Annotated in this window: 27 protein-coding genes; 14 read left to right on the top strand and 13 right to left on the bottom strand. The window is 42.0% G+C overall.

Translation table 11 applies throughout. The annotated features are described in order from the left end of the window. The first annotated feature begins 4 nt into the window (after positions 1–4). From GJU82_RS03680 to GJU82_RS03660, 5 genes are read left to right on the top strand one after another with little or no spacing between them, the layout of a single operon-like run. Positions 5–1,225 carry an MFS transporter gene (locus GJU82_RS03680; RefSeq protein ID WP_153630914.1) on the top strand — a complete coding sequence of 407 codons (1,221 nt, stop codon included), beginning with the start codon at positions 5–7 and terminating at the stop codon, positions 1,223–1,225. A 3-nt stretch (positions 1,226–1,228) separates the two neighbouring features. Beyond that, positions 1,229–1,393 carry a hypothetical protein gene (locus GJU82_RS03675; RefSeq protein ID WP_153630913.1) on the top strand — a complete coding sequence of 55 codons (165 nt, stop codon included), beginning with the start codon at positions 1,229–1,231 and terminating at the stop codon, positions 1,391–1,393. Between the two features lies 1 nt (position 1,394). Beyond that, entirely contained in the window at positions 1,395–1,907 is a 513-nt protein-coding gene (locus GJU82_RS03670) for an iron-sulfur cluster assembly protein (RefSeq protein ID WP_153630912.1), read from the top strand. 45 nt (positions 1,908–1,952) lie between these two features. Beyond that, the gene (locus GJU82_RS03665; RefSeq protein ID WP_153630911.1) at positions 1,953–2,600 is read left to right on the top strand and encodes a class I SAM-dependent methyltransferase; all 648 of its coding nucleotides are present in this window, start codon (positions 1,953–1,955) and stop codon (positions 2,598–2,600) included. Further along, positions 2,584–3,612: a putative manganese transporter gene (locus tag GJU82_RS03660; RefSeq protein ID WP_153630910.1), complete on the top strand. Its 1,029-nt coding sequence runs from the start codon at positions 2,584–2,586 to the stop codon at positions 3,610–3,612. The genes GJU82_RS03665 and GJU82_RS03660 overlap by 17 nt, the downstream gene beginning before the upstream one ends. Here GJU82_RS03660 and GJU82_RS03655 read toward each other — a convergent pair. Beyond that, on the bottom strand, positions 3,607–4,299 hold the full coding sequence (locus GJU82_RS03655) for a group II intron maturase-specific domain-containing protein (RefSeq protein ID WP_228488555.1): 693 nt from the start codon (positions 4,297–4,299) through the stop codon (positions 3,607–3,609). The genes GJU82_RS03660 and GJU82_RS03655 overlap by 6 nt on opposite strands. A 713-nt stretch (positions 4,300–5,012) precedes the next feature. On the opposite strand from GJU82_RS03655, the gene GJU82_RS03645 reads away from it, so the two are divergent. The 3 genes from GJU82_RS03645 (at position 5,013) to GJU82_RS03635 (ending at position 7,009) form a co-directional block, all read left to right on the top strand. Beyond that, positions 5,013–5,270 carry a UPF0175 family protein gene (locus GJU82_RS03645; protein ID WP_153630909.1) on the top strand — a complete coding sequence of 86 codons (258 nt, stop codon included), beginning with the start codon at positions 5,013–5,015 and terminating at the stop codon, positions 5,268–5,270. Beyond that, on the top strand, positions 5,263–5,745 hold the full coding sequence (locus tag GJU82_RS03640) for a DUF3368 domain-containing protein (protein ID WP_194830959.1): 483 nt from the start codon (positions 5,263–5,265) through the stop codon (positions 5,743–5,745). Before GJU82_RS03645 ends, GJU82_RS03640 begins: the two co-directional genes overlap by 8 nt. Positions 5,746–6,349: 604 nt before the next feature. Continuing rightward, positions 6,350–7,009 (top strand): hypothetical protein, encoded by a 660-nt coding sequence (locus GJU82_RS03635; RefSeq protein WP_153630907.1) that lies wholly within the window; start codon positions 6,350–6,352, stop codon positions 7,007–7,009. A 51-nt stretch (positions 7,010–7,060) separates the two neighbouring features. Here the strand turns inward: GJU82_RS03635 and GJU82_RS03630 are convergent, their stop codons facing one another. The 4 genes from GJU82_RS03630 to GJU82_RS03615 form a co-directional block, all read right to left on the bottom strand. After that, positions 7,061–7,213: a hypothetical protein gene (locus GJU82_RS03630; RefSeq protein ID WP_153630906.1), complete on the bottom strand. Its 153-nt coding sequence runs from the start codon at positions 7,211–7,213 to the stop codon at positions 7,061–7,063. A gap of 627 nt (positions 7,214–7,840) precedes the next feature. Continuing rightward, positions 7,841–8,320, bottom strand: a complete 480-nt coding sequence (locus tag GJU82_RS03625) for an META domain-containing protein (RefSeq protein WP_194830958.1) — start codon at positions 8,318–8,320, stop codon at positions 7,841–7,843. Positions 8,321–8,494: 174 nt separating this feature from the next. After that, on the bottom strand, positions 8,495–9,793 hold the full coding sequence (locus tag GJU82_RS03620) for a cysteate synthase (RefSeq protein WP_153630904.1): 1,299 nt from the start codon (positions 9,791–9,793) through the stop codon (positions 8,495–8,497). A gap of 176 nt (positions 9,794–9,969) precedes the next feature. Then, positions 9,970–11,193 carry a cation:proton antiporter gene (locus GJU82_RS03615; RefSeq protein WP_153630903.1) on the bottom strand — a complete coding sequence of 408 codons (1,224 nt, stop codon included), beginning with the start codon at positions 11,191–11,193 and terminating at the stop codon, positions 9,970–9,972. Positions 11,194–11,494: 301 nt separating this feature from the next. Between GJU82_RS03615 and GJU82_RS03610 the strand changes: the two genes are divergently transcribed. Both GJU82_RS03610 and GJU82_RS03605 read left to right on the top strand, forming a co-directional pair. Continuing rightward, positions 11,495–12,694: a hypothetical protein gene (locus GJU82_RS03610; protein WP_153630902.1), complete on the top strand. Its 1,200-nt coding sequence runs from the start codon at positions 11,495–11,497 to the stop codon at positions 12,692–12,694. Positions 12,695–12,795: 101 nt separating this feature from the next. After that, the gene (locus GJU82_RS03605; protein ID WP_153630901.1) at positions 12,796–13,341 is read left to right on the top strand and encodes a VOC family protein; all 546 of its coding nucleotides are present in this window, start codon (positions 12,796–12,798) and stop codon (positions 13,339–13,341) included. A gap of 54 nt (positions 13,342–13,395) precedes the next feature. Here GJU82_RS03605 and GJU82_RS03600 read toward each other — a convergent pair whose 3' ends face one another. The 7 genes from GJU82_RS03600 to GJU82_RS03570 form a co-directional block, all read right to left on the bottom strand. After that, positions 13,396–13,998, bottom strand: coding sequence for a DUF1080 domain-containing protein (locus GJU82_RS03600; RefSeq protein ID WP_153630900.1), 603 nt, complete (start codon positions 13,996–13,998; stop codon positions 13,396–13,398). Positions 13,999–14,025: 27 nt separating this feature from the next. After that, positions 14,026–14,850 carry a DUF1080 domain-containing protein gene (locus tag GJU82_RS03595; RefSeq protein ID WP_194830957.1) on the bottom strand — a complete coding sequence of 275 codons (825 nt, stop codon included), beginning with the start codon at positions 14,848–14,850 and terminating at the stop codon, positions 14,026–14,028. Positions 14,851–15,173: 323 nt separating this feature from the next. Next, positions 15,174–16,688, bottom strand: a complete 1,515-nt coding sequence (locus tag GJU82_RS03590; protein WP_153630898.1) for a M56 family metallopeptidase — start codon at positions 16,686–16,688, stop codon at positions 15,174–15,176. Between the two features lie 32 nt (positions 16,689–16,720). Continuing rightward, the gene (locus tag GJU82_RS03585; RefSeq protein ID WP_153630897.1) at positions 16,721–17,104 is read right to left on the bottom strand and encodes a BlaI/MecI/CopY family transcriptional regulator; all 384 of its coding nucleotides are present in this window, start codon (positions 17,102–17,104) and stop codon (positions 16,721–16,723) included. 559 nt (positions 17,105–17,663) lie between these two features. Beyond that, on the bottom strand, positions 17,664–18,446 hold the full coding sequence (locus tag GJU82_RS03580; protein WP_153630896.1) for an amidohydrolase: 783 nt from the start codon (positions 18,444–18,446) through the stop codon (positions 17,664–17,666). A gap of 10 nt (positions 18,447–18,456) precedes the next feature. Next, a complete protein-coding gene (locus GJU82_RS03575) occupies positions 18,457–19,017 on the bottom strand; it encodes a 1-acyl-sn-glycerol-3-phosphate acyltransferase (protein WP_153630895.1) in 561 nt (186 codons plus the stop codon). Positions 19,018–19,083: 66 nt separating this feature from the next. Then, positions 19,084–19,272, bottom strand: a complete 189-nt coding sequence (locus GJU82_RS03570) for a hypothetical protein (RefSeq protein ID WP_153630894.1) — start codon at positions 19,270–19,272, stop codon at positions 19,084–19,086. 4 nt (positions 19,273–19,276) lie between these two features. Here GJU82_RS03570 and GJU82_RS03565 point away from each other — a divergent pair, with 4 nt between their 5' ends. From GJU82_RS03565 to GJU82_RS03550, 4 genes are all read left to right on the top strand, one after another. Then, complete coding sequence (locus GJU82_RS03565; protein ID WP_194830956.1) at positions 19,277–19,948, top strand: TatD family hydrolase; 672 nt, start codon at positions 19,277–19,279, stop codon at positions 19,946–19,948. A 13-nt stretch (positions 19,949–19,961) separates the two neighbouring features. Next, positions 19,962–20,675, top strand: a complete 714-nt coding sequence (locus GJU82_RS03560) for a ThiF family adenylyltransferase (protein ID WP_153630892.1) — start codon at positions 19,962–19,964, stop codon at positions 20,673–20,675. A gap of 226 nt (positions 20,676–20,901) precedes the next feature. Continuing rightward, on the top strand, positions 20,902–22,017 hold the full coding sequence (locus tag GJU82_RS03555; protein WP_153630891.1) for a pyridoxal phosphate-dependent aminotransferase family protein: 1,116 nt from the start codon (positions 20,902–20,904) through the stop codon (positions 22,015–22,017). Next, positions 21,998–23,071 (top strand): dipeptide epimerase, encoded by a 1,074-nt coding sequence (locus GJU82_RS03550; protein ID WP_153630890.1) that lies wholly within the window; start codon positions 21,998–22,000, stop codon positions 23,069–23,071. The genes GJU82_RS03555 and GJU82_RS03550 overlap by 20 nt, the downstream gene beginning before the upstream one ends. Positions 23,072–23,146: 75 nt before the next feature. Here GJU82_RS03550 and tpx read toward each other — a convergent pair whose 3' ends face one another. After that, positions 23,147–23,659 (bottom strand): thiol peroxidase, encoded by a 513-nt coding sequence (gene tpx / locus GJU82_RS03545; protein WP_153630889.1) that lies wholly within the window; start codon positions 23,657–23,659, stop codon positions 23,147–23,149. Positions 23,660–24,185: the final 526 nt, after the last annotated feature.

Below are 24,185 nucleotides of genomic sequence, written 5' to 3'. Positions count from 1 at the left end.
TTGCATGGAATTAACAAAAAAAATATCAAGTCATAATTTTAAGGCATTTTTATGGCATGCCACTTTTTTGGCTTTCGCTAAAAATTTTATGGATGTGGATACCATAATCCCGTCGATGGTTGTAGAAGCAGGCGGTGGCGCCATGCATATTGGAATTTTAACCGCAATAATGCTGGGCGGATCAAGATTTACGCAAATTTTTTTTGCTCCATTTATAAGTAATAAAATCTACAAAAAGAAATACCTTTTACTCGGAATTAACACCCGGATTTTTGCCCTGTTTGGCTTGAGCGCGATATTGTTCTTATTACAAGACGGACAGCAGGGTTATGTCTTGTGGCTAATATTCTTTTTTATAACAGTATTCTCTCTTGCCGGTGCTTTTACAAATATCAGTTACGTTGATATTTTAGGAAAATCAGTCAATCAGAATAAACGCAAAACCTTTTTTTCAACCAGGCAGATTATATCTGGTGTAGTTGTACTTAGCTCGGCATTTTTAGTAAAACGTTTATTAGATTGGAAAGAATATCCGATAAATTACACTTTTATGTTTTTTATCGGTGCAACATTATTGTTAATTGCAACCGCTGGTTTTTGGAGCATAAAAGAAGTTGTACCGTCAAGGTTGAAAATTTCGGGAATGAAGTCGTTTTTTAAGGTATTACAAACCGAACTGAAACAAAATAAAAAACTGGGTTATTTTCTCGGCTATATTAACACACAGGGAATTGCAATTTCGTTTTTACCTTTTATAATTTTGTATGCCAAAGAAACTTTTAATACCCAAAATGCCGATATAGGCATATTTCTTATTTACAAGGTTATAGGAATTGTTTTTGTTAGTCTTTTAGTGTTGATGGGGGCAACAAAAATAAAATACAACCTGCTTCTTTACAGCAATGTTTTGCTATCGCTTTTTCTCGTTTTCTTAGCTTTTATTATAAAAGATGTAACATCAATCAAATATATTTTTGTGCTTGGCGGAATTGTGTTTTCTCTGTTTACCATTTCGATGAATGGTTTGTTGCTTGAAGTTTCAGGAAACGAAAACCGGGCTCTTTATACAGGTTTTGCCGGTGCCGGAAATATACTGCCCGCCATTTTTCCCCTCGCGGGAGGTGCAATAATCAACTGGTTTGGGTATCACGCGTTCTTTGTCCTTTTTATGCTGATTATTGCCATGGCGGCTTTCTTTATCTTTAAAATAAATTGTAAAAAATAAATTATGGCTGAAAAAATTTATCCCGATTCGGGTGTTGAACTCAAAGAATTTGTTGCAAAAAACTACGACAAAATCATGAACACCATGTCGTTTGGCTTGTACCGTGGTTTTATAAAAAAAGCCATAAAACAAATGGATATTCAACATACTCGATTTTGCCGAATTTGATATGACAAAAATGCCTGCCTTTCATCGGCTTATATTCAAAAAGATAGAATGCAAATATGCCTTTGATTTCATTAAACGCGACTGGAAAGCAATATTAAAAGAAGCAGGCTTTGATAATTTTAACGAACATTTATATCTAAAAAAATACGTCCGTTTGTTAAAAGCAGTGAAAACAAAAAAAATAAATTTACTATCTGATAAAAAACAAATGAATATGAATAATATTTTAAAAGAACAAATTGAAAACACAATAGCGAGTGTTATGCACCCTGCCATTGATTTAAGCCTCATAACTTTAGGCTTGGTTAAAGATGTAAAAGTAACCGATGAAAAAGCAGAAGTTACCTTTGCATTCCCATTCCCCAATATACCTATTGGCGAACAGTTAATCAATTCCGTAAAACTTCCTGTAACAAACCTGGGTGTTGCTTTTGATTATCAGGTGGTGATTATGACAGAAGAAGAAAAACAAAAATTCTTACAACTCGAAGCTTCGGCATGGAAAGGCATGTAATTATCAGTTTAAATCAAGTTCGTTTTATATAAAAAATATACAATCATGCCAAAAATAGAAGCTTTCCAAAAATACACCAATGAATATGATAATTGGTTTGTAGTAAACCATTATGCATTTTTGTCGGAACTGGAAGCCGTTAAAAAAGTGCTTACGCAAACTGACGGAGTGATAGAAATCGGTATTGGCAGCGGTATTTTTGCCGAACCGTTGGGAATTAAGGAAGGAATAGACCCATCAGAAGCCATGCGCCAAAAAGCCGCACAAAAAGGGTTGAAAGTATTAAATGCCGTGGCAGAAAAGTTACCCTATCCTGATAAATCTGTCAACGGGGCGGTTATGATTACTTCTATATGTTTTGTCGATGATATTTACCAAACTTTTAAAGAGGCTCACCGGGTTTTAAAAGATGACGGGTTTTTAATTTTGGGATTTGTCGATAAAGACAGTCCGGTGGGTAAAGAATACCTGAAATACAAAGATAAAAGTATGTTCTACAAAGAAGCTGTCTTTTTTGGCACCGAAGAACTCTACAAAATATTAGGGCAAACAGGGTTTACAGTAGTAGAAACCCTGCAAACAATCTTTGGTAAAGTTGACGACATAAATGAAATTCAACCTGTTATTGAAGGTTTTGGGAAAGCAAGTTTTGTGGTAATGAAAGCACTTAAAAAAGATGGAAGAAGTTTATAAAATGTTTTTAAAATCCATTATGATATCCGGTTTTGTGTTTATCATGATGGTGATGATTGAATACATCAATGTTCAATCGAAAGGAGTTTGGCAAAAACATCTTACAGGGAATAAATGGAAACAATACATTATTGCCGGACTGTTGGGTGCATTGCCGGGCTGTTTGGGAGCTTTTACGATGGTTGCCTTGTTTTCGCATCAATTGGTTTCGTTTGGAGCGCTGGTAACTACGATGATTGCCACCAGTGGTGATGAGGCTTTTGTAATGTTTGCCATGTTCCCCATGCAAGCTGCAATACTTACTATAATCCTTTTGGTTGTGGGAATTTTGGCAGGTTATCTTACCGATAAATTTTATCACCCCAAAAATCTTCTTAATAAAATGCCAAGGCATAATTTAGAATTGCATGATGAAGAGCAATGTAAGTGCTTTCAGAAAAACATATTTTGGTCGAATATATTGCATCCTTCTCTACATCGCTTATCAGTTGCCATTGGTATAATAGCCCTTATGATTGGATTAGCCACAGGAGTACTTTCAGGTAAAGCTGAAATGTGGGTTAAATTTACGCTGATGTTTACCTTTGCTTTTGCATTGTTTATTGTGGTAACTGTTCCTGACCATTTTCTGAAAGAACATATCTGGAATCACATCATTAAAGTTCATTTACCACGTATCTTTTTGTGGGTATTTGGTGTTTTATTGTTAATGCATTTTTTAACGCTTTATATCGATGTTGAAGATTGGATATCAAATAATATGTTCGTAGTACTGCTCATTGCTGTTTTAATCGGTATTATTCCGGAATCCGGGCCTCATTTAGTATTTGTTACCTTGTTTGCCGCCGGAACTATTCCATTCAGTGTTTTACTGGCAAGCTCCATTTCACAGGACGGACATGGAATGCTGCCATTGCTTGCCGAATCAAAAAAAGGGTTTGTCGCGGTAAAAATTATCAATATGATTTATGCTTTAGTAGTAGGAGGAGTTGGTTTGTTCTTTGGATTATAAATTTAGCTGTGTAATAACCATCAATGCAAAAAGTTCAATGATAGAAATACCATTCATCAGCAGATTAAAAGTTAAAAGGACAAAAAGTACGACCGCACAATCGAGTAGACTGCCCCGCCACCCATCCTGCTCCGGCTCCATTGGTAGGCATGATCTAAACCTACTCCAAGCCTTATCAGGTTTTTTCCGCTTTCGCTCCGGTTTTTTCCAGTCAGTCCAAATGCAATATCGTATCCGGTTGCGTAACCATCCGTCCAGTTCGTTGGGCTTATTGGATATGCTCGCGGATTTGAAATAGTTGATCCGGCCCCGTTGTACTTCTTTCAGCTTTTGAATGCGCTGGTCAAAACTCACCGGGCTTGTTTTGCGGGCTATTTCCTTCAACTTGGCTTTTAGCGTTTTCCAACGTTTCACCCCGGCCACCAGTTGGTATTTGCCCTTTTCCCCTTTTCGATACGTGGATACAAAACCGTAACCCAATATCTTGAAGGTTAACGGGCGGCGAATATGTACGGCATAGCGTACGAAACGAAGCTTGCCCCGCTGCATTTCCATGTCCAGCTCATGTAACATGATGTTGGACAATAACGGGCTCAGCGGACTGCCCTGTGATGCACCTGCTTCCGTTCTCTCAAATTTATGGTCCACTACAACACCCGCATTCAGGTATTTGTGTACCAGTTGCAAATTCCGGAAGCATTCGGACAACTATTCCGGAAACATCCGGACACTAAATTAGGCCTGTTTATCCTGCTTTTTCAAATAAAGGAAAAGCGATGAAGCAAACAGACATGAAAAAAGTAAGAGAATTATTGCAATTAGTTATTTCGCAAGGGCAAAGCTCCCGACAGGCTGGCAAGATAGTTGGCATCATCAAGTAATGCCCGGGTTTGTACTTTTTGTAATAATCTCTTAAAACAGAAAATAAAACCGGCGATAGCGGCACTTTACGTAGTTTCAGCCTTTTGCCTTCCTGGATGTTTACACTCTCTGTTCCGGGTCTTTTTTGCAAAAGCTACTGTAATCGGCAATGTGCCACCAGTAACTTTTCCGTGTCCTTTCACTTAGATTCCGTAAAACCGCTTCCTGTTCAAATCTTTTTTTAAATTTGTCATAATAAGATAATTAAATGATTAAATGCCTCAAAGATAGTGGTTTTCGGTGGCCTGTAAAACCACCGAACGCCAGTGAGGTTAAGTTCAACACCGTGTATAGTACATTGGGCGGATGGTGCTAATATTAAGGGTGTTACATCTAGCAAACTTTGTGGCGATTTGACAGGATTGAGCTTCGAATCGCCAAACGACACCATACACGTAACCGTTAGCAAACATAAAAAAGAACGACAGTAACAATCAATTCGACAGTGATTTCGTTATCTTTGTATAAAATAAATTATTATGAAAGGAATGATAAAAATAGAATATCCTGAGTCATTAGCGAATACGCTGAGACTTAGCGGTAAGGATTTTGCATCAGAAATGAAAATAAGTTCTTTGGTGAAGTTATTTGAACTCGGTAAAGTTTCATCTGGAGTTGCTGCAAGAGTTTTAGGATTGTCAAGACTTGATTTTCTTGAATTACTTGCCAAATATAATGTTTCAGTTCTCGATGGTTACGATACTGATGATTTAAATGAAGATATTGCAAATGCCTAAGACAGTTTCAAATACCACGCCGATTATATCTCTACTGAAACTAAATCGGTTGAAATTATTGCAAAAAATTTATAAGCAGATTTATATTCCGACTGCTGTATATAACGAGATTGAAGCAGGAAAAGCAAAAGGATATTACAGAGATTTATCCGAAATTGATTGGATAAATATTATTGAAATACAAGACAAACAGGCTGTTAAATATTTTCTTGATTTAGACGCAGGAGAAGCAGAAGCAATTGTATTGGCAACAGAATTAAACGCTGATTTAATAATACTTGACGAAAAACTTGGTAGATTTCATGCCAAACATGCAGATTTGAAAGTTACAGGAACAATTGGGATTCTTATAAAAGCAAAATCAGAAGGATTGATTGAAAAATTGAAACCACTGTTAAATGAATTGACTGATAAGGAAGTTTGGATTAGTGAAAAACTCAAAAGTGAGATTCTCAAGAAGGTTGGAGAAGAATAATTACGTTTGCTAACATTTTAGGAATTAAGGCACGCACAGTTGGGCCCTGAAAAAAGGCAGTAGGTTTTGTATACTTACTGCCTTTTTTAGGGTAACTGCGCTCAAAATGCACGCCCAATTGTGTTTTAATTCGTGTTGGGCTTAACCGTTGCTGTTCAAAGCTATACTCTATGGGATTGAAAGCTACTGTAACCGGCAATGTGCCACCAGTAACTTTTACGGGTCCTTTCACTTAGATTGCGTAAAACCGCTTCCTGTTCAAATCTTTTTTAAATTTGTCATCATACGTTATTTTTATTATAGTTCTTAAAAATAGACTTGTAAAGTCGTTTTAGTCAGCGATAAGCAGAAGGCAATCACCTTCTGGTCGGAAAAATGCAACTGTAAGTCCGAAAAACGGCCATGTTAATCGGAAAAATGCATTTGTAAGGTTGGAAAATGGAGATGTAAGTATGGAAAATGGAGATGTAAGTATGGAAAACCCATTTGCAACTCCGAAAAAGGGAAATGTAAGTCGGAAAAACGCAATTGTAAGTCTGGAAAACAGGACTGTAAAAGCGAATTACCAATTTGTAATTTATTATAAACCTTTAAAAATTAAATTATGGCATCAAGGACCAAACTTACCGACGCATCAACCTTAGAATTGTACCGTGTAGCATTGGAAAATGCAGAAACACAACCAGAAATTTCAACCATCATGGCCGAATTGGGATATGATACAGCTAAAATCACAGAAGGGAAAAGCCTTTTAGCTGAAAGCCGTTCTGCCTACGATGCAAACAAAACCGAAGACGATGAAACCTCTGCTGCATACGCAGATTTTTCAAATAAAAAATCTCAATTAGGGGATGCATTCAACATTCACCGCAAGAAAGCAAAAGTTGTTTTCCGTAACGATTCTTTAACAGCCGATAAATTGGCTATTTCAGGACAAATGCCCCGGACTTACATGAAATGGTTAGAAGCAGCAAGAAAGTTCTATACAGTCGCTTCAACCGATACCGACATACAAACAAAACTTTCAAGATTGAAAATATCCATAGACGACTTGAACGCAGCCAACACCCTGATAACTGAATTAGAAGCATCAAGGGCAGTTTACTTGAAAGAAAAAGGAGAATCTCAGGATGCAACCAAGATAAAAGATGCCGCAATTGGCAAGATAGATGAGTGGATGAGCGAGTTTTATGCAGTAGCACGTATTGGATTGGAAGATAATCCACAGCTATTAGAAGCCTTGGGCAAAACTGTGAAAAGTTAGTGGTATTGCCCACGCTTGATATTTCGGTGTATTACTTTATTACCCTGTCAACTACGGTCGGAATACCCAGTGGGCGCTTTGAATGGCCATCTTTAGGTATCTCAACCCTGCCGGGCGATCCTTCCCGTTTCGGATGGATTTTATCAGGTCAGGACCATGTTGTTTCAGATATTCTCCAAGAGATTCAAATAACTTTCCCTCCATGTCCCCGCCGCATTTACATCCCGGTCTCCGTGTAATCTTTGGACTTCGATTTGTTTGGCAATCTCATCCCACCGGTTATGCCTGATGCGGTTTGTATTCCCCGGGGCAGAGGTTTGCTTCCGGCTTCCTTCAGATTCCGCTTCACAACAGACAACCTTGCCTTCTGCTAATGGTTGGCGATTACAAACCCCCATAGTGGACTCTCACCACCAAGCCTGCTGCCATGCACGGCACACCAAAAAAAAAGCCGGGCTGGGAACCCGACTTTAAGAAACTAACCTAACCTAACTAAACCAAACTAACCTAAAAATTCCTATGAAAAAACTTGCTTTTTCTGTCATCAAAGGTGGCCATTTTTTCTGTTAACTGATTTGAACAGCTATTAAATAAAGTTAAACTTCATGAGTGGCCGGGAAGGAAACTACGCTATTTTCGGTGTTCCCTATTCTGTAAAGTTCACGAGGGAAACTCAGCGTAAAAGGTTGTTACTGGCATTTGTAGATCAGAGAGCCTGACCGGGTAAGGACACAAACATGCTAAGCAAAGTCGCCGGTTTCTCTGCTCACCAAACAACCATCGTCTTCAAAAAAGTATGAATAGGATGCCGGAGATCATCCTGTCATAAAATCACTCGGCTTTCCGGAATGTTAATAACAACTGCCCGCCGCTCCACAGTGATAATTCATTGCCGGTTACATCATACTGATCGATTTCCTGAAGAATAGCCAGGAATTCTTCCTCTTCGTCCAACGCAGGGCACGCTTTTTTGGTGGCAACAACGCCTACAATCTTCATGTATGCCCCGTCGAGTGTCAGTTGCCCATGAAATTGGTTGCAGCCGGCAAATCCTGCGACCTGATTTTCTTTCACGTTAAATTCAATGGTTGGGTGATTGTGTGGGAAAAGGTCGTCAACCGCTTCTCCATCCATTTCGGCCAGTTTCCAGGTTGCCTCCAGGGCTTTTTCGTTTTGTCCGGCTTGCGTTGCTTCCGGTACCGAACTCCTCTTTTCCTGTTGTTGTGCTTTTGCCAAATGCGTTCGGCTGGTACCGAAAATAAGAAAACAGAAGAATAATATCAGTGAAAGCGGTGTCGTTTGTGTCTTCATACGAGATGTTTTTCCTGTTAGCATTTATTGTGCCTGGTAATTCCCGACGGGGAACCAACCCTTCAAGTTACGAAATACTGGGTGCTTTTCTGTCTGTTTTTTAGCAATAAACATTCCGGGATCAAGACAATAGACATTAGATTGTAGACGGTAGTCATTTCAGGTTTCTTTTCTTCATACGTGTTCAAATAATTCCTTTAGTTGTTCCTTTACCATCTTGGGATCGGGATCAACCGGGAAAACCAAATCCGGCTTCATAAACTGAATTTCATTCTCCTCCTGGAATCTGCGGATACCTCCACCGGTCACGTTGAGCATGATGACGGCATCTTTCTCTGCCTTACCGGCCCCGACAGCCTGAATTAACGAAGCAACAGCCACTGCAGCAGCAGGTTCCAGGTCGATGCCTTCGTTCAGTTCGAATAACGTACTGGCTAAATCAGCTTCTTCATTCGTCACCGCCAGCACTTCGCCTCCCGCGTCTTTCAGGGCGTCATACAAGCCGCCTAAAATTCCGTACGGAGGTTTCCGGTTCGATAATACGATGGCATCAATCGCTTCCACCTGCTTCCGGGCAACGGCATCGTCCATGGGTAATATCTTCCGGGAACCGGCTTCCCATGCATCCTTTATCGGGGTAAACGGTGCATTCTGCGAAACCATCAGTTTCATCTTATTGGAACCAAACCGCCCGTCTTCGATAAAGCGCAGGTTGGCTTCCCACGCAGCAATGGCCCCTGTTCCGCTACCGACCGCCTGGAAATAGTAATCCGGTATTTCTCCGATAGTGGTTACAGCCGACATTACCGTTGTCCCCATTCCATCGCGACGGGCTACATTTTTGGCTCCTCCTTCCGGGAAGAAAATGTCCATTTCGCAGGCAATGTTCGAGAGATGAATCGCATCGAAATAATCGCCGCCCGATTCGGTTGCAACCAGCTTCACACACGGATCAATCGGTTCGTTGAACCAAAGCGCCTTCATGTTATCGGCTGGAACGCACAACAACAGCGGGATTTTATTCTCCGAACAAACACGGGCAAACGCACGGGCGGTATTTCCAGCAGAAGCTACCACCATGGTCTTGTCTTCGTTGTAATTGGTCCGGGCACAAACCGAGTATGCCTCGCACTCTTTAAAGCTGCCAGTCAACATCTTCGCGCCTTTCTCCGGCCAGTAACCGTTGAAGGTAACATAGAGGTTCTCCAATCCCAATTCGCGCGCAAATCCATCACTTTTATACGTTACAGGCGCTCCGGAGCCTTCCAGTACCCGATTAATCGGCAGCCAGTCGGCAAATTTATACAACCCGGGAAGTTCTTCACGTATATGTAATTGCTTCTTTGCATATATTGCCCTAATCAGGGAGGGAGTTTCATTTTCAGGACAGCTCAATTCCCAGTTACCATCATTAAACCGGGTGCCGCAACACATCGATTCAAGATAATACTCTGTTTTGGTAAAGTTGGCCATAGGAATATCTCATTTATGGGGCAAAAATAAGTTTTTTTTCGAAAGGGCGTCTCCTTTTCAGGCCTGCGTTTGCAATACGGAATGCTTCCAATCAAATTATCAGTACATTATAGTTGGATTTCCTGTAGCGTTGACCTCCGTCATAAAATGCCTCCTAAAATTACCGCCCGTTGATATTATGTTTCTACAACCGGTTCGGTTTCACCAGCTTTTCTCAATGAAAACCTGGAAATAAGCGGCCCGATAATTTCATGAATAATGGTCGCGCCCATAATCGTTCCCAACAATATTTTCGCAAAAGGTTCAAACTCGGGTGTAGCATGAACTGCCAACGCCAATCCTATTACGATTCCTCCCTGCGGAATCAATCCGCCAATGGTGAAACGGCGTACATTCACCGATTGATGTGTCAGCCTTGAGGCGAAATAAACACCGGTAAATTTGCCCACCCCCCGAGTCAAAACAAAAAGTAAAATGAGGGACAAGGCTCCGGAAACGACTGAAAATTCGAGATACATCCCACTCACAGTGAAGAAGAAAAGAAAAATGAGCTCCTCCGTGTAGCGTTGCATAACTTTTTTAATGATGTGACGATGTGGATTAAAATTAGCTATCATCAATCCCAGCGACATAGCCGAGAGTAACCCGTCGAATTCCAATGTCCGCGCTATACCAAAACAAAACGCCAAACCGCCAATGATGAGGATAATATAAGCTCCCTCGGAAACAACCTTTAAATGACGTGCCAGAAAATTAAAAATCCACCCAAACAGAATCCCTACACCAACACTGAAAATAATTTCTTTCAACGATGTCAGTAATCCGGTTCCAAAACCGGCTGATGCGTCCCCCAGCATAGAAGAAGCCATATTGATGGCAACCGAAAAAATGATGATACAGATGGCATCATCCAGCGCTGCAACACCCATAATGGTATCGGTCACCCTTCCTCTCGCCTTGTACTCATGCATCACGGCAAGTGTAGCTGTAGGATCGGTTGGTGCAGCCAGTGAAGCAACCAGCATACTAAACGGCAACAAATAGGCTGCGCCCATATCAAAGCCGGTGAGATAGAGGAAAAGATACAGTACCGTCCCGACCAATAAGAAAGCCATAATCGATTCGGCAAAAGCGATGGCAATAATGGACCGCCCCAATTGCCGTAACTTGGGCATCGTTAAAGATGTTCCCACTTCCATGGTGATAAAAGCGAGGCAAAGATCGGTTATCGGGCGTACTTGCTGAAGAAAAACATCGGGAACGATGAAGAATATTCTCGGATTTAACATAATGCCGGCAACAATGTAACCGGTCACCCGCGGAAGGCCAATCCGGTGAAACACCTGACCAAAAACATAACCGCTCAACAGAATGATTCCGGTAATCAGAAGGGTATCCATACGTTAAGATTTCGTTCGGCTACCATCAAAATTAAGATGATTATGGCGATTTGAAAATTTATACGCAGGAAAACCAAGGACTAAAGTTTGACATAAGTCATTTTATTTTACCTTTAAAAAATGGAATTTAACCGTTAAGTATATCACTAATGGTTCGCTTTCGGACAGTTCCGTTCCTGACATGACTGAAACCTGTGTATTTTTCCGTATAAAACCGAGTCGGGATCAGCGCATCATCGGGTGACAATTTTTAACTCATTCATCAATAAAAACTAACTCATACCCCGTAAAACTACGACCCATGAAAACTATCATCTTCCTTTTGCTTACTACAATTTCAATAACCAGTTTCAGCCAAACAGAATTCGAGAAAGGATATCTCATTAATAACAATGGACAACGGATTAACTGTTATATTAAAGACAATGATTGGAAGAATAACCCTGCAAAAGTGAATTATAGAATCGGTGAAAGTGGTGAAACAAAAGTCGCAGATTTAAAAAACACCAAAGCTTTTGGGATTGGAAACAAAGTAGCCTATGTACGAGCTGTTGTTGATATCGATTACTCTTCCGGTGATGTTGCGGCTTTATCCCAAAAACGAGATCCTGAGTTAAAAACCGATACCGTATTTTTAAAAACGTTGATCAAAGGAGTAGCATCGCTTTACTACTATGAGAACGGTAGTCTTATCCGTTATTTTTACAGCACATCAAGCAAGCCGATAGAGCAATTAATCTACAAGGAATACATCAACGGCAATAAAGGAATTTTCAAAAACAGAGATTTTACGGCTCAGCTATGGGAGAATGTCAGGTGTTCTGAAACTTCTATAAATATTATTAAAACCATCCAATATAAGGCGCAAGACCTGAGCGATTATTTCCGGAATTACAATGCATGTGTAAACAAGGCTTATACCGATTATACGCTATCGGAAAAGAAAAAACTTTTCTCCCTGACATTTGCGCCCGGCGTCGAAAGGGGATCCATGTCAATCGACAGCCGCGAGACGAACCTGATTGATGTGGACTTTGGCAGCAAATTCAATTACCGGATTGGACTGGAACTGAATATGCTCCTCCCATTTAATCATTACCGGTGGAGTATTTTCATGGAACCTACCTATCAGCAATATTCAGGTCACGAAATAATTGAAAGGACCTATTACTTGCCGAGAGATGTAAATGCTGAATACAAATCGTTGGAAATACCGATGGGGTTGAAATACCACTTCCAGCTGAACAAAAAAACGTTTCTTTTCCTCAGGGGAGGCCTGGTCGTCGATATTCCGTTTAGTTCAACCATTACATATACCAACGAAGACCGTCTTTACAAGATCCTTTCGGGAAATAGCTTTATTGCGGGCATAGGTGTGCAACACAACCGATTCAGCTCTGAATTTCGGTATTATGGAAACCGCGATATTTTAAGTAGTTCCATGTCGTGGGATACAAAATACAGCAAGCTGTCTTTCATTCTGGGGTATCGCATTTTTTAATCAATTTTATTTCGGATAAAAAAATCCACTACACCTGATAAATCCCCTGTTATGCCGATTTTGGATTTTGTAACTTCCTTGCAAACAAAAAGAGCATTATCATGAGAATTGATCACATTGCTTATCGCGTTCGCGACCGCTTTGAGACAGCACGATTCTTTACGGAAGGATTCGGTTACAAAATCGACCCGGAATTACCCGATGGCTTTGAAATTAAGTTTGACGATGGCTCTACGGCCAAATGCCTGGTGTTGTTACCACCAGAGAAACTCAAGAACGATATTCCGTGGGATATTCCCGGGGCTAATGGTTTGGAATACCACATGGCTCCCGAAATCTTCATTTCCGACGGACAAAATCACTCGGTTGTAGAAGAGTGGGTAGCCTCAAAGAACGGTGGAATTGGAGGTGTGCATCACATTGCATACCAGGTTGAATCGGTGGAAGCTAAAATGAAAGAGTTCAAAGAGAAAGGCCTGATGGAATTTACTACCGAGGAGCCTATCCGGTGCGAAGGCCTGACACAGGTTTTCACCAAACCGACGCCTTTTACCGGCATCATTTACGAGTTCATCGAACGGGAAAAACACGGATTCTGCCAGGACAGCGTAAAATTCCTGATGGAAAGTACCCGCGATTTGAAATAAGTTTTCCTTCCGGGAAACCAAAAATAAGAAAGGGGCCTCACCAGCCCCTTTTCTTTATGGTAGTTTTTTCAGTTCGATATTTTTCCAGCGCACTTTGATTCCACCTCCGGCATGAATCTGCAACGCAATGGAACCAGTGGCCTTCCCGATTTTTTCATCCGTCAGCTTCACCATCTTCTTTCCGTTGAGCCAGGTTTCAACCGTTGGCCCAACCACGCGCAAACGCAACGTGTTCCACTCTCCCATCTTCAGGATATCTTCCTTCTCTTCCGGAATTTTCTCCAACCAGCCACGACCGTACGACTCGTATATTCCGCCGGTATCGTGTCCCGGAGGAGCTACTTCGCACTGCCAGCCGGTTATCTTGGTCCCTTCGATGGTTGACCGGAAAAAAACGCCGCTGTTGCCATTGCTCTCCTGCAAAAACTGGAGTGTCAAATCGAAGTTCTTGTAATACTTATCGGTGCCCAGGTAACCATATTCCTTATCGGGACCACTTTCGCACACCAGCTCCCCGTTATCGACATACCACTTTTCAGTTCCGTAAACCGTCCATCCGGTCAGATCTTTCCCGTTAAAAAGGGAAATGGTCTTGGGTAACGACATAAATCCGCTGAACAGCGCTACCACTGCCAGCAATATTCCTATTTTCTTCATTGCAGTTAATTTAGTCAGGTTAGCAGATTAGAGTTCACGGATTTTGATGTTCCGGAACCAGATGTAACTTCCGTGATCCTGCAGAGAAATATGGCCAATCTTCGCCATCCCATAATCGGGATAATCTTTCCATTTTCCTTCGTTCTTGCGTTTGCCCCAGTCATCGGTCCAGCGCTCGAACCCGACCACCTTCCCGCCGTTCAGCCATTGCTCCACATGGTTGCCGTTCACTATAATACGGGCCGTATTGAACGCCGGGCAACCAACCATCTGCAGTTTCTTCTTCGACTTATCGGCTGTGTACATCCCGTAATTAGCGCCGGTCAACTGCCATTCTTCCACCTTTTCCGGGAAACCAACATCATCAAGCAATTGGTACTCGGGGCCAGTATAATACACCGCACCGTACTTCGGATCATCGATAACGCCGTACAGAATTCCGCTATTGCCTCCATGCGAAATTCGCCATTCCAATTTCAGCTCAAAATTTTCGTATTGCTTGTCGGTAATGATGTCGCCACCAATATCGCCACCTTTACCGAGTGACATCAGGCAACCGTCGCGAACCACCCAACCTTTGGAGATGTCGTTACCATTGAAACCTTTCCAGCCATTTAACGTTTTGCCGTCGAACAGCAGTTGCCAACCATCAGCTTTTTCCTGATCGGTTAGTGTGTTCAATGCTTCCAATTCGTGTTTCGAGAGACAATCAGAAGCACAACCGGCTTGACCGGCATAGGAAGTTTTCTCGACCTCAACAGCCTCAGTTTTTGTTTGCTTTTGTTTGTTTGACTGGCATCCGGCGAAGATAAGGCCGACACCAAAAGCGATCAGGACAAGTGTTTTTTTCATAGAAATAATAGGTTTGATTAATTTATACATTTGCTGTATGCTCAAACAGGGAGAGAGAGTCTGTCATATCCTTCACTCCCGCCAGCTGTTCGAAAGCTACTAATTTTTTATCAGCTGAAAAATACTTTTCAAAAGCCCTTGGTCACCGATCCATAGACACCATGTAGACTGTTTCAGTTTCTCATTCATATTGGGGGATTTAAGAAAAAAGAGATGCCGCTGGTGGATGAATCACTCCGGCATCTCGTTCTATTCACCTGTTGTCAACATAAGTAAATTTGCGGTACAACCACCCTAAATTCGGGTATCGGATGTCCGGCAATTCACTGCAATACAAAATTGATAGGTACTGTATACTGAACGTTGACCGCTTTTCCTCTTTGCGTTCCCGGAGTCCACTTAGGTAAGCCTCTAACAACACGCAATGCCTCGTCATCCAATGAAGAAGAAACGCCCCTGGCAATTTTCGCTCCGCCTACCTCACCAGTTTTCGTCACAACAAAGGTGACATATACCTTACCCTGTATTCCCTGTTTTTGGGCATCTTCAGGATACTTAATATTGGCCGCAATATATTTTCTAAGCGCTAAGTCACCACCAGGAAATTTGGGCATATTTTCTACAATGAAGAAAACAGGCTCTCCGTTATACCCTGCATTATTGTCACTGGCATTTTGCCTGGTTATGCTGGCATCTTTCTCGACCGTGCTTTCAACGGGTTCATTCAAAAATCCTTTTGTATAAATAAGGATTACACCATTTTTAACTCTTTCTTGACCATATTTTTCTGCGTACGGAGCCAGGGATTCTTTGTTCTTGAGTACATCAATGTGAGAAATTGATTTTGGATTCAGCGTATCCATCACAGCTTTCGTAACTGGTACCTCGTCTAATACCATCAACGGCTGGCTATCAACGTTCGCAGATTTAACAGCAACTTGCTCCGTCGCCGGCTCGGTTGTTTTTTCGCACGCAAAAACAACTACCAGCAACAGCATGCCTATTAATCCAATCAGGTATTTATATCCGGCCCAACGGGGCGATTTTATTTTTGAAATCATCTTTATTCTACTTTTAAGTAAGGAATAATTGAAGTTGTTGGCGACCTGAAGCTGAATGCCGGTCACCTGTTCAATCAGCATGGCTTTGTAACGTACAGGCGAAATGCCTTTGTTAACCACCAGCGCATCGGCCAGAAATTCGTGATTTTCTCTTACTGCACGGCGCAGATACCAGATGAATGGGTTGGACCATTGCACCAAAACGACCAGTTCGAGCAATAAAACATCGATGGAATGCCGTTGCCGGATGTGTACCATCTCATGTTTCAGGATATGATTACTTTCCTCGGTTCCAAATTGGAAACTTCGGCCAACAAACAGCCAGCGAAAAAAGGAAAAAGCAGATGTATCGAATCCCAGGCGGACAATAGTCAGCCCTCTGAACTTGCGTTTCTCACCACTGCGGACCAACAGGACCATCTGCCCCAGTTTCCAGGTAAAACGCAGCGCAAAAAAGAGTATTCCACTAAAATATATCAGACCGATGAGAGGCAATGAAAGAAATGCTCCGGATGCGTTGGCCCCGGCACCACCGTACACCTCGACAACTTCGAGCACACTTGGTCCACTGGCAATTAGTCCCAGATTGGATGAAACCGAATTCAGGAACACCGGAATATGAAGCAAGGGAAGTATACCGGAAAAAACAGCTGATACAAGCAGATACAAACGGTTTAACCGGAAAAACGTCTCGTTGCGAAGAAAGAAGAGATACACCAGGGTCAGCAAGCCTAAGCTGATTCCCGATTCTGTAATGAAGTTAATATACGTGTTCATATGGCTAAAGTCAGTTGTCGTTCATTACCAAATCACGATTTCATTTTATCGCTATCATCTATCTCGCGCCGGACTTCTTCCAGCAAGTCATTCAGGTCATGAATATCGAGTTTGTCCTCCCGGGCAAAAAACGATACCATCTCTTTAAATGAACCATCGAAGTAATTCCGCATAAAACGCTTTCCAAACGAACGGGTGTACTCCTTTTTGCTTACGATGGGAAAATACTGGTGCGATTTGCCGTACGCCCTATGGTCGACAAACCCTTTTCGCTCCAATATCCTGACGATGGTGGAAACCGTATTATACGCCGGTTTCGGCTCCGGCATTTCGTCGATAATGTCACGCACAAATGCTCTTTCCATATTCCACAGTAGTTGCATCACCTGTTCTTCTGCCCTTGTCAGTTCTTTCATTGTAAATTGACTATTATTCAATAACATTTATTCCTTCGGCTAAAGTTACCGAAGTCGTTATTTATTTCAAACTACTTTGTTAGTTAATGCAGGTAAAAAAATCAGGGTGGTATGCCCCTTTTCAATTTCTCTTTCATGTTATTCCGTTTTTCGATTATTCATCATCTTATTTCCTGCGCATGGAAATCTATTCACAATAATACAACTAATCTTTTAGTTTTACAACTATATAATTAGTTTTTCTTAAAAAATAACTGTTGCAGAAACATTGGTGTGAAAGAAATAATTTGGCATATCTGACCGTTATACCCTTGTGCCCCTCCACTTACCTCCTGATTTCAAAAAAATGTTGAAAAATAGAAAAGACTTATTGGGGATAAAATTCAGCGAAGATCGCAGATTGGTGCCTGCCTGCGATCGTTCGTTGAAATCTCGTTAAAAACGTATTAACAAACTGTTGATAACGTATGTTCTTTACACCGCTAATATTGATTATTGCCCGGGTTTTTATTTCGGCCGTTATAATCCGTTTGTTGCTAAGTAGCTCAATTAGGGAAGGTCAGAGTAACCGAAAATCATCGGCATCATTCCCGACCGGGAATTTCAACCTGAAGTTTTCCAAATTTTCGATGGATAATGTGCCTGTAACAACTACTTCCCGGTTCTCCAGGCGATGCATTACTTCTCCGCGTGGATTTACCAGCAGCGAATCGCCACAGTAATCTACTTCATTACCATCTGAACCAACCCGGTTGGCACCCGCTACATAAATCTGGTTCTCGATGGCACGGGCTTTCAGTAAAGTTTGCCATACCCGCGTACGCGATGCTGGCCAGTTGGCTACGTAAAGCGCTAAATCGGTATCATTCCGGTTACGCGACCAAACAGGAAAACGTACATCATAACATATATACAGGCCGATACGCCATCCCCTGAAATTGACAATCACCCGCTCTTTTCCCGGCTCAAATACGCCAATCTCACCCTCGATGAAGAACAGATGCCGCTTGTCGTAACTTTGATAACTTCCATCGGGATGGACAAACAGCAAACGATTGTAACTGCCTCCCTCATCTTCAATAATCGCACTTCCGCAAATAGCCGCATTCAGCTCGGCAGCCTTTGCTTTCATCCATGCCATGGTTTCCCCGTTCATCGGCTCAGCTAAAGCCGAAGCATTCATGGTAAAACCGGTGGTAAACATTTCCGGCAGAACAACCAGGTCGGTATTTCCACTTACCGTGTTCATCATTTCCGATATGCGCTCCCGGTTTTCCACTGGCGACTCCCAATAAACATTGGGCTGTATCAGCGTAATGCGAAGATCTTTTACCTGTTCCATAAGCAGTTTTTTAATCCAAATCGTCCCCGGTATTAAACAGTTCCGGATGTTTTCCCTGTACGCCTTTATTCTTGTACCATTGACGTACCCTCTTCAAATCTGCGTTCACATCATCAGTCAATTCAAATTTTTCATTGAAACCTATTTCTTTTTTGCCCCAATCGAAATAGCCCAAATACACCGGGACATTTGCCAGACGGGCCATCGTATGAAATCCGGCTTTCCAGCGCGCTGTTGGCTTTCGGGTCCCCTCGGGGGCAATCGCCAGGTGAAGGTAATCGCGCGTTTTGAATTCATCAACAACTTGCTTCAAGACATTGGCCCCACGGGTGCGGTCAACCGGAATACCTCCCATCCAACGGACTATGTATCCCACTGGCCAGAAGAAAAATTCCTTCTTCACCATTACATAAGCTTTCCCACCCACACTGGTATAATAGAGCCACGAAATGACAAAGTCAAGTGCGGAGGTATGCGGTGCTCCCAAAATAATACACTTCGATTCCGGAGCCACTCCACTCATCGCTTTCCATCCCAGGAGACGTAATATAAATGCGGTAAGTTTCTTCATTTTTTTGCTTTAATCTATCAACGTTGTTTCACGCAAAAATAGTCCTTTTATCTTCTTCACGAACTTCTATCGAACAATCCATTGTTCTATATTGCCGGCCTTTCCATAACGAGCCAGCAGATCAACAGCCAGCTTCATTGCTTCTTCCGTCCCCTGTAGCCCTGAAAAACCAATGATAACCATCAAAAAACGGGTGGTTGCATTTTTCTGGTTAATATCTATCCGAAAATAATCATTACATTTGATAAAAAGCATAATTGTGCCTGTTCCGTATATCGATATCCATACACACAACGCTGTTGACCAGGAAGACCTTTTTCAACTGCAAAGTTTATTTTTACAGGATTTTGAGCAGAACCCTTCGCTGAATTATCCTGTAACTGCAGGCATACATCCGTGGCATGCTCATTTGTTCACTCCGGACGAGGCCCGGGAAATGCTGGAGCGCAACATCGGAAATCCAAACATTGTCGGCATTGGTGAAACTGGCCTCGATCGCTCCATTCACACTTGTCTCGCTATCCAGGAAGAGATTTTCAAACTGCATATTCATGCTGCACAAAAATTCGGTAAACCACTGATTATACACTGTGTAAGATGTTGGCAGGATGTTCTTCGAATGAAAAAAGGCACCACAATTCCGTGGATATTGCATGGCTATACAGGCAATCTGCAAACCACGCAGGAACTTCTCAAAACAGACTTTATCTTTTCCATCGGTTCCCATCTGCTCGACCACCGGGCAAAACTGCGGGAATCGGTAGAGATAATCCCGATAAAAAATTTATTCCTGGAAACAGATGATTCTTCTGTAGATATCAAAGATATTTACCGGGAAGTAGCTCTTCTGAATAATATGCCTCTCGAAGATTTGAAAATGCATATCTTTGGCAACCTAAAAAAAATCTTCGGACCAATTGTCCGGGCATAGTTTTTTCCCAGAAATGAAGTGGTACAAACGGACGGAGCTCCTGGTCGGAAGCACCGGAATTGAGAAATTGCGGAATGCACATGTATTGGTAGTAGGATTAGGTGGTGTTGGTGCATATGCAGCCGAAACCATTTGTCGTTCCGGCGTGGGACGGATGACCATCGTAGATGGCGATACGGTAGAAATGACCAACCGCAACCGTCAACTCCCGGCCCTTGTATCGAACGAAGGCCATCCCAAAGCAGAAGTGCTGGCGCAACGATTTCAGGATATCAATCCGGACATTCAACTCGGGCTTATCAACGATTATCTTCAGGAAGAACATATGCATCAGGTACTTCAGGAACAGCAATTCGATTATGTTGTGGACTGCATCGATACACTTTCACCTAAAGTAACCCTGATGTACACGGCTGTGCAACTCAATCTTCCTATTGTCAGCTCAATGGGAGCCGGTGGAAAAATGGATCCCACGCAAATTCAGATTGCCGACATCTCCAAATCCTACAATTGTGCACTGGCAAAAATGATTCGTAAACGTCTTCGAAAAATGGGTGTTCACAAAGGCATCAAAGTAGTTTTTTCGCCCGAAGATGTAGACAAGAGCAAGCTGATTATTGAAGAATCGCGGAACAAAAAATCAACGATAGGAACCATCTCCTACATGCCCCCGGCTTTTGGCTGTTTTATCGGTTCGGTCGTTATTCGTGACCTGCTGGAAAATTAATTTCAGCGTTGCTTTCCGAATAATTTTTGGAAAAACTATCCCGTTAGTCGCCATCTGACAGCGAGAAAACTTTCCTTCCAGGAAAATCTACATTTTTTTCCTATATTTGACCTGACCATTTTGGTATGATAACTTACATTAATACCAATATGGGTTGCTTTTATGAATAATCAGCAAAAGCATTAAATCATTCCGGTTACCCGGATTACACCCTAATAATCTATTCATGAATATTTTAAACAGTGGAGTTGGTCGCACTATCAGGGTAAATGATAAAACGTTGTTGTCTTATTTTGCCGGGAACAACTACCTGGGACTTGCCAATAACCCCCTATTGGTGAAGAATGCGATTAAGGCACTGAAAAAGTATGGGGTAAATTTTGCCGCGTCCAGGCGAACAACAGGTACGTCGGATATCCACCTGGAGTTGGAAAAATCGTTGGCTGAATATAAAGGCCAGCAGGATGCAGTAGTATTTGCTTCGGGGTACATGGGAAATAAAATTCTGCTTCACGTGCTAAGGGGGCGCTACGATTCCATCTTCGCCGATTCCATGGTCCATTCCAGCATCACAGATGGCATTCCCTGTGATATTCCGCAAGTAAAATATTATGAGCATGCTAATCCCAGCCATCTGGAAGAATTGCTGAAAGCTTCGCCCAAAAGCCGTCCACTCATCATTACTGACGGTATATTTGCCCTTACGGGGGAAATTGCGCCCGTCGATCAACTTTATTCACTGGCTCAAAAATACGGAGCAACTCTGATTGTGGATGATGCACATGCGACTGGCGTTCTCGGAGAAAACGGGCGGGGAACTCCCGAACACTTTCATCTGGACAACGCACCCGATCTTTATCAAAGTGAAACCATGAGCAAAGCGATTGGCTCCTATGGCGGCTTCATTGCAGGTAATCACGGACTAATTGAGGCCATCCGGAAAAAATCAACGTTCTATGGCGCATCCACTGCATTGCCACCACCGATCGTAGCCGCAGGCTTATCGTCACTGAAACTTATTGAAAAACATCCGGAACTGCGTACCACATTAATGAATAATACTCGTATGCTTCGAAAGGGAATTGAAGATCTGGCGTTTTCGACAACCACTGGATCTACACCCATTATTCCTCTCTATTTCAAGAAAAAACAAACAGCAGTTCATCTCTCTCAATTCCTTGAAGAAAACGGGATCGTTGCTCCGGCAGTCGACTATCCGGTTAAAACGAGCCAATTCATTGTACGAATTACCGTATCAAGTATACACACTGAAACTCAAATACAACACCTGTTACAAACCTTAAAACAATGGAGAGAAAAATATGATACCCACCACCATTAAAGAGGTTTTCATCGAAACCATTAACATCCCGCTGGATGCACCGTTTACAATAGCCACCGGTGTAAAATACGAGATGGAGAATGTGCTCATCATCGTACGTCTCGAAAACGGCATAGAAGGTTACGGCGAAGCTGCTCCGTTGGAACCTGTTAACGGGGAGAATCAGGCCACGGCACTGGCCACAATCAATAGTTGTCAAAAATTCCTTATCGGGAAGGAAGCAGCCGAATTCCGGCAAATATCCAAACACCTGAAAAGTGTGTATGGTGTGCAGGCAGCTGCCCGAAGTGCTATCGAAATGGCCCTCATTGATGCCTTCGCAAAATCGCTAAACACACCATTGTATACTTTCCTTGGTAAGGCCGAAAATCAAATCGAAACCGACTATACCATTGATATCGTATCGACCGACACAGCCCGGAAAAATGCAGCCAAACTCAGCAGCAAAGGGTACAATACCCTAAAAACCAAAGTCGGTAAAAACCTGGTAGAAGATATCGACCGGTTACTGGCCATCAAAGACGGGGCACCGGGGTGCCGGCTCATGCTGGATGCCAACCAGGGATATTCGCCAGCTGATGCTGTTTACTTCCTGAAAGAGCTTGAAAAGAACAATATTCGTCCTGAATTATTTGAACAGCCTGTCAGGAAGGATGACTTGTGCGGAATGAAATTCGTGAAGGATCATACGTCAGTGCCAATCGCAGCAGATGAGTCGGTCTTTACATCGGCCGATGCCATTAAAGTCGTACAGGCCGGATGTGCTGATTTGATCAACATCAAGCTTATGAAATCAGGAATAGTGGAAGCTTTGGATATCGCCGCAATCGCACGAAGCGCTAATATGGAACTGATGATTGGTTGTATGATTGAATCAAGGCTGGGACTGGGGTGCGCTGTACATCTGGCAGCCGGATTGGGCGGCTTCCGCTTTGTTGATTTGGATCCGCATTTGGAACCGGCACAGGATCCGTTTACCGGTGGCCCGGAATTCACCGAACCTGTGTATTCGCTCTCAGATGAAATTCCCGGAATTGGTGTAGCAAAGAAGTAACAACAGAAAAAAAACTGATTGATTGAAGCGTATTTACTTCATTTTCAACCAGCTTTCATTTTTATCAATCAATTATCAAAGCAACTCTTTGACTACTTTAAGAGCAACTTCGTAATCGGGTTCGGTAGTGATTTCCGGAACAAATTCTACGTATTTAACAGTTCCCTCTTTGTCGATGACAACCGTACCACGAGCCAGCAAACGCAGTTCCTTAATCAGAAATCCGTATTTTACTCCAAAGTCCGTATCGCGGTGATCAGACAATGTTACGATGTTATCCAGGCCTTCTGCTGCACAAAAACGTTTTTGCGCAAAAGGTAAATCACAGGAAACCGAAAGAACTACGGCATCACCCAGTTTGTCTGCTTCAGCATTAAAACGACGGTTTTGTGCAGCACAAACATCTGTATCGATAGAAGGATAAACGGCAATAACAACCACTTTTCCTGCATAATCACTTAACTTAACCGGACTCAAGTCTGCTCCTACAACCGTAAATTCAGGAGCTTTCTGTCCCACTTTTATCTCTTCTCCAACAAGTGTCACCGGGTTTCCGGCAAACGTTACTTTTTTAGCATTCTCTTTCATGTGTATCTTATTATTTTAATTATCACATATCCCGAATTTTACGGGAATATTCCTTTATTTATCTTACCACTCAAGGTACCTCTTACTAAACCGAATTCTTTTTAAAATGTTCGATACAAAAAATACAACAAGATTAAATTGCGTTATTTATACCCGCATAAACGTTTAAATAGGCTAATAAATTAAAAGGAGAAGGAAGAATCCGCTGTTTATCCATTATAATTCTTTCATACTTACCCCTGAGAAGGTAACTTTACTAAAAAACCAAAATCTTACATCGATGAAGACGAATAAATTACCGAACATGGTGAAATTATTGTCGATGAAAAATACAAACTGGTCACAAACCCCTGTTACATGCTCGATGCAACCATTCTGCAAATAACTGAAGGGATCGACAATATTATCAAAGAATTAATTTACCTAAGTGAAAATACCTGATGCAAAACAATGTAAATGAGATAAAAAAAGAGATGCAATTGAAAACTGCATCTCTTCCTCTTTTTTAGTTGAAATATAAATCTGC

Origin of the sequence: Prolixibacter sp. SD074 (genome assembly GCF_009617895.1) — a bacterium.
Lineage (GTDB): Bacteria > Bacteroidota > Bacteroidia > Bacteroidales > Prolixibacteraceae > Prolixibacter.
Note: the sequence above shows the minus strand (reverse complement) of the source record. Positions and strands in the feature narration are given on the sequence as shown.